Raw genomic sequence first — 12,748 nt, forward strand, 5'->3', positions numbered from 1 at the left:
GGAAACGACTGGAGCATGGCTTGGTCGACATGGGGCTGGCGGGCTCGTCAGCGATCAAGCGAGAGCTGATCAATGCACAGCGCCTTTGGGCTAACGATGGACGCGGATACCTTGGTTTGCCATTCACTGTAACTCACAAATTTTCACAATTCAGAGTCGTTTGATGTGTGCGGGGCCAATGAAGCTGAGGCCACGCCCGAACACAGAACGCACAGGAAGTCCCAGGCCAAGCGTTTGTTCGGCTTTCTTGCGCAATCGGTATAGCAGGGTTTCGATGCGGTGGAAATCGTCCATGGCTGTCGAACCGCTGAGGTGCAGCAGCAGATCTTCCTTACCGATGATTTCGCCTGGGCGCGACATGAGATAGGCAAGCAGTTCGATCTCACGTGCGGTGAGTGCGACCGCCTCACCGTTGGGCGCATGCAGGCTACTGTCGAATAGATCCAGGACCCAGGGGTCGGGTTGGTCCTCGCCGCGGCGTCGGCTGATTTGGTTCAGTCGCCGAAGTACTGACTCGATGCCGGCCTCCAGTTCGTAGAGATCGACCGGTTTGACAAAATATAGGTCAGCACCACGCTTGAGACCCTGGATGCGGTCGGCGGTCGCGCCACGCGCGGTCATGGCGATCAGGCCGTAGCGGTTGGCGGCTGCGAGATGCTCGATGAGGCTGAAACCATCTTCGCCGGGCAGACCGATATCGACGATGATGATCTGGGTCGGGCGAGTGACCAAGTGTTTGTAGAGCGCTTCGGCGGAACCGACGCTCCAGGCCGGATAGCCGCAACTGCGCAGAAAGAGTTCGAGATTGAGGCGCAGATCCGCTTCGTCCTCGACAATAGCGATGGTCGGGCGATGTGTGTGTGGAAGCGTATCCATTTTGAACCAGAACAGCGGTAAGGATTGGTGAATCAGGCTAGACGGCATGGGCCGGGTTGGCTATTCACTAAAATTCACGATTTCTCACGGTTACGAACAGGCTGATACTGGCGCAAAACCTCCAATGCGATCTTCATCGAAGCGTTGCCTTCAAGGATTGACATTTTTCGTGCTCGTTATGCTGCTCTGGAGCGGACCTGGACAGGCTGGCGAAGAGCAGCGCCGATGGCGCTTGGGCAGCGACCTCCGCTATGGACTCTATCTGGACGATTCGGGTGCGCTTGGGGTCGAGGAGGTCATGGCGCTCAAGGCCGATTCCTTTATGCCGCTGTGCGGTGTGATGGCGCTGGGCTATACGCGCGCGGCCGTCTGGTTACGCTTCGAACCACCGCCACTCGCACCTGGTCAGCACGATTGGTGGCTGGAAGTGGCACCGAGTTATCTTGATACAGTCGATCTCTACCAGAACGACGGGTCGCAATGGAGTGTACAGCACGCGGGTGATTGGCGACCATTTGCCGAGCGAGCCATTACGCATCGACATTTCGTTTTTTCGCTCCGCCCGGATGGCCAGGGGCCGATTTTTTTGCGTCTACAGAGCGCCAGTTCGATGGTGGGTATTCTGACGCTCTGGGAGCCGGGCGCCTTCGTGGCGGCAGATACGCATCGTACGCTAGCGTGGGGCCTGCATCTGGGCGCCTTTGCAATGCTGACGGTCTTGATGGCACTTCTGGCCGTGGTGTTCAGGAATCGTGAGCTAGCCATCATCGCGCTGGTCGGTTCATTCAACCTGCTGGCCATGGCCGCAACAAAGGGCTTTTTGGCCGAGTGGCTATGGCCGTCACAACCGCGTGTGGCGAGCCATGCCGTGGGTTGGATCTCGACCTGGATGCTGGCCAGCGCCTGCTGGATGATGCGCGAATTACTGACACGAGGCACACGCCAGCGCTGGCTCGATCGCTGTCTGATGGTTGCCACTGGACTCTTTGTACTGGCGCCGCTGAGTCTAGCCATAGATCGCTATGGCGAGTTCATGGGACCGTTATATCTGCTCCATGCGCTGGCGGCTGTAATGGGGGTTTGGGTGGCATTGATACGTGTGCGCGAGCATGCGGGGATCTATGAACTGGCCATTTTGACGGCTTTTGTGATCTATGTGTCGGTGGTCGTACCTCTGTTGCTGGTGCTGCTCGGAATACTGGGTCAGGCTTCGACACTGATGAGCGTCTGGATCGTCGTCATTCCGCTGTTTCTGACCATCTCGGCCGTAGCGCAGACACTGAGGATCCGCCGGCATTATTGTGCGATGGCGGTGGCGCGCGATCAGGCGCTCGACGCGGCGCGGGCGGCCGAGCGACGGCTGGAGGGCGAAGTGCGTCTGCGCACATCCGAGTTGGTGCGTGCTCAGGAGAAACTGCGCGCGTCGCTGGAGTTCGAGCGGCGCCTGCGTCTGGAGCAGCGTCACCTGGTCGATATGCTGAGCCATGAGTTTCGCACGCCGCTGGCGATCGTGGATGCCGTGGCGACAAATTTGACTGCGGTGCCGCCGGCCGATGGATTGGATCTGCGCAGGCGCGTCGATCAGATCCGTCGAGCTACCGGTAGTCTGGCGCAACTGATCGCCAACTATCTCAATAATGATTTGCTGGAGCGCGGTGCTTTCGAGGCGAGTGTGAGAGTCACGGCGATCGAGCCATTGATCGCGGAAGTGTCACGTTTGGTTGCGCGTTCACCACGGCATATTTTTTTGGTCGATCCGTCGGAGGCACCGCCATTCTGGTCGCTCGATCCCTTTTTGATCCGCATCGCGCTAAATAACCTGATCGACAATGCGTTCAAATATGCGCCACCGGGGGAGGTGTGTCTGACGGTGCGCGCCGATGAGGATAGCGAGAGCCTGTCGTTGATGGTCTCGGATTTAGGGACAGGGATCAGCTCAGAGGAGGCCGAGCGGATCTTCGACAAATTCCAGCGTGGGCGTCGGATTAGTGGTATTCGTGGCACGGGACTGGGGTTGTTCATCTGTCGGGAGATCGCGCGGGTGCACGGGGGGGGTATCCATCTCCGGATGGGAGACGACAGTCTGATGGGTGGTGTAACTTTTGAGATCCGTCTGCCGCTGCATCCGATGTGAGCCGTACGTTCAGCAGGTCGCCCACTGAGCAACACTGGGCTATAATCCGCAATTCCGTCCAGATACCTGGTGCGTCCCGTTTCGTGTGATCGTTACGGCACTTAAGGCATATATACATGCCGCGTCTACGCCTTGCTGCCGTAGTCCTGGCTCTTAATGACTCATCCACAGATCAAACCGGCAGGCCACTCGTGAAACCACATCACCGCACCGACGACGAGTTGCGTTCTGCTCTCAAGGCGAGTCGCGACTCATTTCTCTTTGCCGGTTTTTTTAGTCTCTTCATCAATTTGTTGATGCTGACCCCGGCCCTCTACATGCTGCAACTCTATGATCGAGTCCTGGTCAGCCGTAGCGAGTCGACACTGATCATGCTGACACTCCTGTTAGTCTGGCTGTTTGTGGTCATGGGTCTACTGGAAGTGCTGCGCTCGCGCATCTTGGTAAGAGTCAGCGCACGCTTGGATATGCAACTCCATCCGCGTCTGTTCGGTGCGATGTTCGATGCCAGGTTGCGTGATGGGCGCGGGGCCGGAACTCAGCCGATCGATGATCTCAGCAGCCTGCGTCAGTTTCTGACTGGGAATGGCCTCTTTGCATTCTTCGATGCGCCCTGGATGCCAATCTATATCGGCGTGCTTTTCCTGTTGCATCCATTGATTGGTATATTTGCGATCTTCGCGGGCGTCGTACTCCTCAGCCTTGCAGTCGCCAATGAAATGTCAACGAGCAAGCCACTCAGCAAGGCCAATGGACTCGTCATCAGTGCACGTAGTTATCTTGGCGGCAATTTGCGCAACACCGAAGCGCTCGAGGCCATGGGTATGCTGCCGCGTATCCATGGCCGCTGGCTCGAGCGCCACCGCGAAGCGCTACGGCTCCAAGCGCTGGCCAGTGATCGCGCCGCTTTTTTATCCAATAGCAGTAAGATTTTACGTATGCTCTTCCAGTCACTGACCTTGGGGCTGGGAGCCTATCTGGTGCTCCAGCAGGAAGTAAGTCCTGGCGGTATGATCGCGGCTTCTATTCTGCTAGGTCGCGCGCTCGGTCCCATCGACCAGTTGATCGGTGGCTGGAAGGGTTTTCTCGCAACCCGCTCAGCCTACAAACGTTTGCATGATCTGCTGAACTCCATTCCGCCGCGTCCGCGTTTCATGCCGCTACCAGCCCCGGATGGAAGGGTCTCGCTCGAGGGTGTGCTGGCCGTTCCGCCAGGATCGACTCTAACTGTTTTACGTGGTGTGCAGTTCGATATTGCGGCTGGAGAAGTCATCGGTATCATCGGTCCCAGCGCTGCCGGAAAATCGAGTCTTGCGCGCGTGTTGCTCGGTGTCTGGCCAGTGGCAGCGGGTAAGGTACGTCTGAGTGGGGCTGACATCAATCACTGGAATCGCGATGAGCTCGGCCCATATATTGGCTATCTGCCTCAGGACATCGAGCTTTTCGATGGAACTGTGAGCGAAAACATTGCACGCTTCGGTGAAGTCGATCCAGAGCGGGTAGTAGCTGCCGCCAAGCGTGCTCAGGTCCACGAGATGATTCTGCGTCTACCCAAGGGCTACGACACTCCCATTGGTGAAGGTGGAGCCGTGCTCTCGGGTGGCCAGCGTCAGCGTATTGGTCTGGCACGTGCCATGTATGATAAACCTGTTCTCATCGTACTCGACGAGCCCAATTCAAACCTCGACGATCAAGGTGAGTTGGCACTGGTTAAAGCCATTGCCCAGCTCAAATCTGAGGGAACCACAGTCATCATCATCACACACCGTCCCAGCCTTCTGGGCTCAGTCGACAAGATCCTGGTGCTGCGTGAAGGGCATGTCGAAATGTTTGGACCACGCGATCAGGTATTAGCCCAGTTTGCGCGACCGACGGCTGTTTCGCGTCCGGCCACAGGCGCAATTTCTGTCCAGGCTGCTGGTTGATGAGGCGCTATGGATATCACTACTGCTGATTCAGCACCCCTGCCAACCAACGACAAGCCTGAGCGGCTTGCCGGTTTGCTCTTGTTGCTGTTGGCTTTGGGGGGCTTTTTATCTTGGGCGTTCCTTGCGCCAATCAATGGGGCTGCCGTGGCTTCTGGCGTGGTTGCGGTCGAGTCGGCACGCAAGATCGTGCGTCATCTCGATGGCGGTGTCGTCAGTGAGATCCTGGTGCGTGAGGGTGATCGGGTGGAAGAGGGTGAAGTGCTGGTACGGCTCGACGATACGGAGGCTAGTGCTCGGCTCGAGATTGCTCGTGGTCAGTATCTGGCGCTGCGCGCGCAGGAGGCGCGGCTGATTGCCGAGCGCGATGGTCTCACCCAGATCCCGTTCGCTGATGAGCTGATCGCTGCCCAAGGCGATATGCGCATCGCTGAGGCGATCACCGGTGAGCAGCGCGTATTCCTTGCCCGTCGTCAATCGCTCGATGGCGAGAAAGAAGTGCTCGATCAACGCCGCGATCAATTGCAAGAGCAGATCCGTGGCCTCGAGGCTTTGATTGCGACCAAGACTAAGCGCATCGGCCTTTATCAAGAGGAGATTGACGGGTTGCTCAATCTCTTCGACAAGGGACTCGGCGATAAGCGCACGCTGCGCGAATACGAACGGCTTTCAGCCGAACTGGAGGGCGAACGTGCCCAGCATCGGTCTGACATCGCTGCTGCACGTATCCAAATCGGTGAAACCGAGATCCAGATTGCTCAGCTCAAGCGCAAGTTCACCAGCGAGGTCGTTACGGAGTTACGCGACGTAGAGACGCAACTTGCTGATTTGCGCGAGCGCATGCGTGCGCTTGGTAAGACGTTGGAACGCACTGTTATCCGCTCACCCGCGGCTGGTGCTATCGTCGGTAGCAGTGTGCATACCATCGGAGGAGTCATCCGTCCCGGTGATCATATTCTCGACGTCGTTCCAGAGGACGAATCGCTTATCATCGAGGCACGCGTTCAGCCGATCGACGTCGATCGCGTTTCGCCTGGGTTAGAGGCGGATCTGCGCATGAGTGCTTTTAACACCCGCACTACACCAGTCGTCCAGGGGCGGGTATTGACCATCTCAGCCGATCGGCTTTTAGACGAGTCGACCAGGCAGTACTACTATCTGGCACGCATCCAGGTTACAGACGATGGAATGGCTAAACTGAAAGGATTGACACTTCAGGCTGGAATGCCGGTAGAAGCCATGATCAAGACCGGCGAGCGTACCTTCATCGATTATTTGGTCCGCCCCTTCACTGACAGTCTGGCAAAGGCTTTCAGGGAAGAATGATAGTGTTATTACATTGCGTGTGAATTGCTGGTCCGTCCAAGATGCAACAATTGTTCTAATGCCGCCACGATACGCGGCCCTGTTTGTCCATCCCACCTCTCTGGAATGGTGCCCCGTTTCCATTCACCCGCAAAGAGCCGATCCAGCGCCGGCCCGAGTTTAGCCGGGTCGGTGCCGATCAGCTCGTTGGTGCCGATGGTCACGGTCTCGGGGCGCTCGGTGGAATCGCGCAAAGTCAGGCAGGGGACACCCAGCACCGTCGTCTCCTCAGTGATGCCGCCTGAATCCGTGATCACCGCCTTGGCCGAGCGCACCAGATAGTTGAACTCCAGATAGGGCTGCGGATCGACCAGCTGCACGTTTGCTGGCACCTCACCCAATTCATGCAGGGTCTTGGCCGTGCGCGGGTGCACTGGAAAGACCACGGGCAAGCCGCGCGTCCCAGCGCCGATCGCCGCCAGCAGACGCGCAAAGCCATCGCCCCGATCGACATTCGCCGGACGATGCAGCGTCAGCACGAAATATTCACCCGCCCGCAAGCCCAATTCATCCCAAAAGGGCGGCTGGCGCAGTCGCGGCAGATTGGCCAGCAGACTGTCGATCATGGTGTTGCCGACGAAAAAGATCCGCGACTCATCCACGCCCGCCCGGCGCAGATTGGCATTGGCCACCTCGCTGGTGGTGAAGAACCAGTTGGTGATCGCATCCGTCACCATCCGATTGATCTCCTCGGGCATGGTCCAATCGCCCGAGCGAATGCCCGCCTCGACATGGGCGACCGGGATACAGCGCTTCTGCGCCGCGATGGCACAGGCCATGGTCGAGGTCACGTCGCCCACCACCAGGCACAGCCGGCATGGCGCCTCCAGCAACAGACGTTCGTAGCGGGTCATGATCGCGGCAGTCTGTTCCGCCTGACTCCCAGAGCCGACCTCCAGATTGACGGCAGGCTCCGGAATCCCGAGTTGCGCGAAGAAGTCGCCCGACATCCGGCTGTCATAGTGCTGGCCGGTATGCACCAGGCGATACCGAAGTGAACCACCAGCCGCCTGGCGGGCTTCGAGCGCCCGTATGATGGGCGCGATCTTCATGAAGTTCGGGCGCGCGCCGGCGATGATATCGATCAAAGGCATAGGCATAGCATTGTCATCCTGAATACTGACTCGGAACAGCGTTCGATATTGGCTGGATGATCCAGGTTATCCGCCGTATCTGCAAACCCACGGAGCATCGGTTCGCGATCGGGCAGGCCGCCCAATCAATCAGGTTGAGTGTGGCACAGATCGAGACGTTGCGAGCCGGCGATTCCCTGATCATTCGGATGTTGTTCATGGCAAAATGCCGTACCCTGCCTGATGGGCACTTTTCTGAGTGTTGATGCAAGGATTTTGAAATGTGTGGAATCGTCGGCTACATCGGCGCGCAAGAAGCCACCGCGATCGTGCTCGCGGGACTGCGCGAGCTGGAATATCGCGGCTATGATTCGGCGGGCCTCGCCGTACTGGAAGCGGGCGCACTGCGTTGCTTCAAAGCCGTCGGCAAACTCGACAATCTGGTCGCCAAGGTGGGTGACTACCGCTCCTCGGGACCCGTGACCGCCATCGGCCACACCCGTTGGGCCACCCACGGCAAGCCGACTGAGGCCAACGCCCATCCGCACGGTCTGACCCACAGCCAGGTGGTGCACAACGGCATCATCGAAAACTACCTCGCCCTGCGTGACTCGGTCGACACCCCCTTCCTGAGCCAGACCGACAGCGAAGTGATCGTGCATCTGTTCGAGCAGCGCCTGGCGCAACAGCAACCGGGACTGAGCGGCGCCCTGGCGGCGTTTCGCGACACGCTTGCCGCCTTGCGCGGAGCCTATGCCATCCTGTTGATCAGCGAAACGCTGCCGGGACACGTCTTCTTCGCGCGTCTGGGCTCCCCACTCCAGATTGGATTGGCGGCAGATGGTTGTCACTTCGCGTCCTCGGATGCCGCCATGGTCGGCGTGTGCGCGACGGCGGTCTATCTGGAGGACGGTCAGTGGGGCGTGGCCGGCACTGACGGACTCCAGCTCTTCGACGCCACTGGTGCAGTGGTCGAACCCCGTCTCCTGCCCTTGCCGGCGAGCAGCCTGGCCGCACGCAAGGAAGGATTCCGCTACTTCATGGAGAAGGAGATCTACGAACAACCGCAGGTGCTCGCCGACATCCTCACCGGTCGCCTGCGCGACGAGGCCGTGACCCTGGACGAGTTCCCGTCCGCTTGGCTGGCGAATTTCAGCTCGGTGACACTGTGCGCCTGCGGTACCAGCTATCACGCCGCCCTCGCCGGCAGCTATCTGCTGGAACGTCTGGCGCGCGTGCCGGCCAAGGTCGAGATCGCCAGTGAATTCCGCTATCGCGACCCGGTACTCGATCCGCGCGGACTGTTCGTCGTCATCTCCCAGTCGGGTGAGACCGCCGACACCCTGGAGGCTCTGAAGCTGGCCAAGGCCCAGGGGTTGGCGACCCTGGCCCTGTGCAATGTCGACAACAGTTCCATGGTGCGCGAGGCTTCACAAACGCTGCTGTTGCGTGCCGGAATCGAGAAGGGCGTGGCCTCGACCAAGGCCTTCTCGGCCCAGGTGATGACCCTGTGGCTGCTCGCGCTCTACTGGGCGCAGTCGCGCGACACACTCGATACCGCGCGCCGGGTCGAAGAGATCGCCGCCATGCGCCGCACGCTGGACGTCGTGCGGGTACAAAAGCCGGTGCACGAACGATTGCATCGGCTCTCCAAGCGCTATCTGCACGGACATGGCTTCTTCTTCATCGGGCGTGACCTGTTCTATCCGCTGGCACTGGAAGGGGCCCTCAAGCTCAAGGAGATCAGCTACCTGCACGCCGAAGGCTATCCGGCCGGCGAAATGAAACACGGCCCCATTGCCCTGGCCGACGCGGAGCTGTTCACCATCGCGCTCATGGCGCGCAGCACCCTCTACGACAAGATCAAGAGCAACGTCGAGGAGCTTTCGGCGCGTGATGCCACCATCATCGCCATCAGCACCGAGGACTTCGAGCTGGCCGACGACCTGATCCGTATCCGCGCGTTCGAACACCCGATGCTGGAATTTTTCGAGATGCTGGTGGTGGTGCAACTGCTGGCCATGGAGATCGCCATCCGGCTCGGCAACGATGTCGACATGCCGCGCAACCTGGCCAAGAGCGTGACGGTGGAGTGAGCGGAGTGGGGCGCCGGTGGACGTGCCTGGTTCTGTCTAATCGACCACCTGCGCATAGTTCTGTCCACGCACACCCTTGAGCAGCGAATCCACGTCTTCGGTCGAGACCCCGAGCATCTGCAGCGCCTCGGCGCCGAGCCGCAGACTGCTCTCGATGGCCTCGGGATAAGCGCGGGTGGCACCGGCGCGGATCAGGCTGCCGCAGGCGTCGAGATCACGCGCGCGGGCGATCACAGGCACATACGGATACGCCTGATGGATATGCGAGACGGCCCGATGGGCCGTCGGCCCGTGGTCAATGGTCAGCACGACGAGCGAGGCGCCCTCCACATGCGCCGCCGTCAGCAGTTCCATGTCACCGATGTCGCCATAGTAGACAGGCCGGCCATCACGCACGCCATGCTCGACATTGGCCGGATTGGTGTCGAAGGCGATGAATGGGATCTGATTGACCTCCAACAGGGTGGCGATGGTGTGTCCTACACGCCCATAGCCGCCGATCACCACACGCCCCTTGGGTACCACGCCCGTGGTCGCCTCGTCGAACGACTGGATCGGCCCCGGGCGGCGTTCGAGCCGCCGCGCCACCTGATCGCCGATGCGTACCAGGATCGGCGTCAACATCATGCTCACCGAGATCACGCTGAGCGCAATGACGAAGGTCGCATCGTCGATGAGTCCGAGCGTCTTGGCAAAGCCGAAGAGCACGAAGCCGAACTCACCGTTCTGGGCCAGCAGGAAGGCCACGCGCGTCGCCACCCCGCGCGGCAGTCCAAAGACGACCGCGATCCCGAACAGCGCCGCGAGCTTGATGGCCAGGATCACCAGTACATGCTGGGCGAGCAGCCAGGGATGGTCGGCGATCGCCGGCAGATCGATCGACATGCCGACGGCTACGAAGAACAGGCTCATCAGGAGACCCTTGAAGGGCTCGACATGGGCCTGGATCTGGAAGCTGAAGCGCGTGGTCGACAGCAGCATTCCCATCATGAAGGCGCCGAGCGCCATCGACAGCCCGGCCTCGTGCATGGCCCAGGCGGCGAGAAAGACCGCCAGCATCACCACCAGCGCGAAGGCTTCGCGATTGTTCTGGCGCAGCAGCCGGTCGAGCGCGAAGGGCACCACATAGCGCCCGGCGACCAGCACCAGTCCGACCAGAGCGACCACATGCAGCAGCTGCTCGCCAAGCGAGACCTCATCGGCCGCGCGCCCGAGGTCCGACATCAGGGGCACGATCGCCAGCAGCGGCACCACGGCCAGATCCTGCATCAGGAGCACCGCAAAGGCCGTGGTGCCATGGCGCGTGCTCAGATCGCCGCGCTCGTGCAGGAGCTGCATGACCAGCGCCGTCGACGAGAGCGCCATCGTTAGACCCATGAGCAGCGCCACCGGCCAGGAGGGCGCGTAGATGGAGAGATAGAGCGCGATCACCAGACCCGAGAGCAGGATCTGCACCGTGCCCAGCCCGAAGACCTCGCGGCGCAGCGCCCAGAGCCGCTTGGGTTGCATCTCCAGCCCGATCATGAACAGGAGCAGCACCACGCCCAGCTCGGTGAAGTTGCGCACGTCCTCGACGTGAGCCGTGACATAGGGGCCGGGCGAGTGCGGCCCGACCGCCACGCCCGCGACCAGCAGACCCAGGATGGACCCGAGTCCCAGATGCTTGAACAGCGTCACCGAGAGTGCGGCGGCGGTCAGGAGCACGATGGCCGACAGGATGAAGCTATGCAGTTCCATGACGAGATTCGGGCCGGACTGGCGCTGTGGAGCGCTTTGGCGCAAAGCGTGTCAGTTTAGACAGGATCGGTGCGATGCACCAGAACGGCCTGAATGTCGCACTTCTTGGTCTAGAGACAGGCGCGTGCCATCTCGCACAACTCCACACGTGCGCGCAGACGGCGCGACAGCATGAACGATCCCATGAACTTGCGATGCAGGAACAGCGTCTCGGGCGCCGGCGCGGTGCTGAAGACGCCGGAGTGAAAGAGCGCGCGCCCGCGATGGTAGATGCGCTCGAACAGATCCGAGAGGCCGAAGTCGTAGTGTCCCGGATGACGCAGCGGCTCGGAGGCCAGTTCGAGCAGATCCATCATCGCCTCGACGTGCTCATCCGGATCATCGGCGCCGACATAGCCGAGCGCGACCGAGGCCGCGCGCATCCCGGCGCGATCGCCGCTGATCGCTGAAGCGGCCAGCCGGCGATACTGCTCGACCAGCTCGGGCGCGACCGGCTTGGTCGCCCCGAAGTCGAGCAGCACGATGCGTCCGCTCGCCGCGTCATAGAGATAGTTGCCGAAGTTCGGATCGGTCTGCACCAGCCCGAATTCGAACAGTTCGCGCAGCGTCAGACGCATCAACAGCGTCGCGGCCCGATCGCGCTCGGCGCGTCGATACTCGGGACCGGCCAGCCGGTCGACCGGCACACCCTCGGCGAAATCCATCGCCAGGATGTTGCGCGTGGTCAGATCGCGATGCACGGCCGGGATATGGAAATCCGGATCGTCCCCCACCCAGACGCGATAGGATTCCAGCGCCTCGGCTTCCGCATCATAGTCGGCCTCGCGATGCAGTTGACGCCGCGCTTCTTCCAGAAAGGGCGCGATGTCCAGGCCCTTGGGCGCCATCCCGAACGAGCGCCCGAGCATGGCCAGATTGGCGATGTCGCTGTCGATGCTCTCGCGCACGCCGGGGAACTGGATCTTGAGCGCCAGCCGCCGGCCGTCGCGGGTCTCGGCGCGATGGACCTGACCGATCGAGGCCGCCGCGATCGGCGTGAACTCGAAGCGCTTGAACCGCTTGTCCCAGCCCGCGCCGTACTCGGTCTCCAGCACGCGCGAGAGCTGACTCAGCGGCATCGGCTCGGCGCGCTCGCGCAATGTGCTCATGATCTCAGCGGCCTCGGGCGTGAAGATGTCCGAGCCGTCCATCGACATGAGCTGGCCCATCTTCATCACCGCCCCGCGCATCCGCGCCAGACGATCGGTGAAACGGCGGGTGTGCTCGGGCGAGAGCTGGATGCGGGCCGGTTGACCGCCGGCGCGGGTGCGTGCCAGATCGATCAGGCCCTTGACGCCGATGCCGGCGGCCAGATCGCCGGTGGCGCGACCGAGATGCCAGAGTCGGCTCAGACGCCGGCTGGGGACGGCGAGACCGCGTGATTCGGGGTGCTGTGACATGGAGCGAGGTTCCGTGAAGGCTGGACCACAGAGGATGTGGTGGTGGCGGATGCAGACGGATCACGAGCGGTCCAGCAGGACTCGACCCGGATCGCCGAACGCG

8 protein-coding genes are annotated in these 12,748 nt (G+C 61.0%); 4 read left to right on the forward strand and 4 right to left on the reverse strand.

Annotation, left to right across the window (positions count from 1 at the left end):
- Positions 1-150: 150 nt before the first annotated feature.
- On the reverse strand, positions 151-876 hold the full coding sequence (locus tag ALVIN_RS01175; RefSeq protein ID WP_043795464.1) for a response regulator transcription factor: 726 nt from the start codon (positions 874-876) through the stop codon (positions 151-153).
- A gap of 178 nt (positions 877-1,054) precedes the next feature.
- On the opposite strand from ALVIN_RS01175, the gene ALVIN_RS01180 reads away from it, so the two are divergent.
- From ALVIN_RS01180 to ALVIN_RS01190, 3 genes are all read left to right on the forward strand, one after another.
- Positions 1,055-3,010, forward strand: coding sequence for a sensor histidine kinase (locus ALVIN_RS01180; RefSeq protein ID WP_012969476.1), 1,956 nt, complete (start codon positions 1,055-1,057; stop codon positions 3,008-3,010).
- Positions 3,011-3,201: 191 nt separating this feature from the next.
- Entirely contained in the window at positions 3,202-4,935 is a 1,734-nt protein-coding gene (locus tag ALVIN_RS01185) for a type I secretion system permease/ATPase (protein WP_012969477.1), read from the forward strand.
- A gap of 9 nt (positions 4,936-4,944) precedes the next feature.
- On the forward strand, positions 4,945-6,261 hold the full coding sequence (locus ALVIN_RS01190; protein ID WP_012969478.1) for an HlyD family type I secretion periplasmic adaptor subunit: 1,317 nt from the start codon (positions 4,945-4,947) through the stop codon (positions 6,259-6,261).
- A gap of 8 nt (positions 6,262-6,269) precedes the next feature.
- Here the strand turns inward: ALVIN_RS01190 and wecB are convergent, their stop codons facing one another.
- The gene (wecB, locus tag ALVIN_RS01195) at positions 6,270-7,400 is read right to left on the reverse strand and encodes a non-hydrolyzing UDP-N-acetylglucosamine 2-epimerase (protein ID WP_012969479.1); all 1,131 of its coding nucleotides are present in this window, start codon (positions 7,398-7,400) and stop codon (positions 6,270-6,272) included.
- Positions 7,401-7,654: 254 nt separating this feature from the next.
- Here wecB and glmS point away from each other — a divergent pair, with 254 nt between their 5' ends.
- Positions 7,655-9,469: a glutamine--fructose-6-phosphate transaminase (isomerizing) gene (gene glmS, locus ALVIN_RS01205; protein ID WP_012969480.1), complete on the forward strand. Its 1,815-nt coding sequence runs from the start codon at positions 7,655-7,657 to the stop codon at positions 9,467-9,469.
- Positions 9,470-9,505: 36 nt separating this feature from the next.
- Here glmS and ALVIN_RS01210 read toward each other — a convergent pair whose 3' ends face one another.
- Both ALVIN_RS01210 and ALVIN_RS01215 read right to left on the reverse strand, forming a co-directional pair.
- Complete coding sequence (locus ALVIN_RS01210; RefSeq protein ID WP_012969481.1) at positions 9,506-11,206, reverse strand: cation:proton antiporter domain-containing protein; 1,701 nt, start codon at positions 11,204-11,206, stop codon at positions 9,506-9,508.
- 110 nt (positions 11,207-11,316) lie between these two features.
- Positions 11,317-12,645: an ABC1 kinase family protein gene (locus ALVIN_RS01215; protein ID WP_012969482.1), complete on the reverse strand. Its 1,329-nt coding sequence runs from the start codon at positions 12,643-12,645 to the stop codon at positions 11,317-11,319.
- Positions 12,646-12,748 lie beyond the last annotated feature (103 nt).

The sequence above is a fragment of the Allochromatium vinosum DSM 180 genome, from assembly GCF_000025485.1.
Lineage (GTDB): Bacteria > Pseudomonadota > Gammaproteobacteria > Chromatiales > Chromatiaceae > Thermochromatium > Thermochromatium vinosum.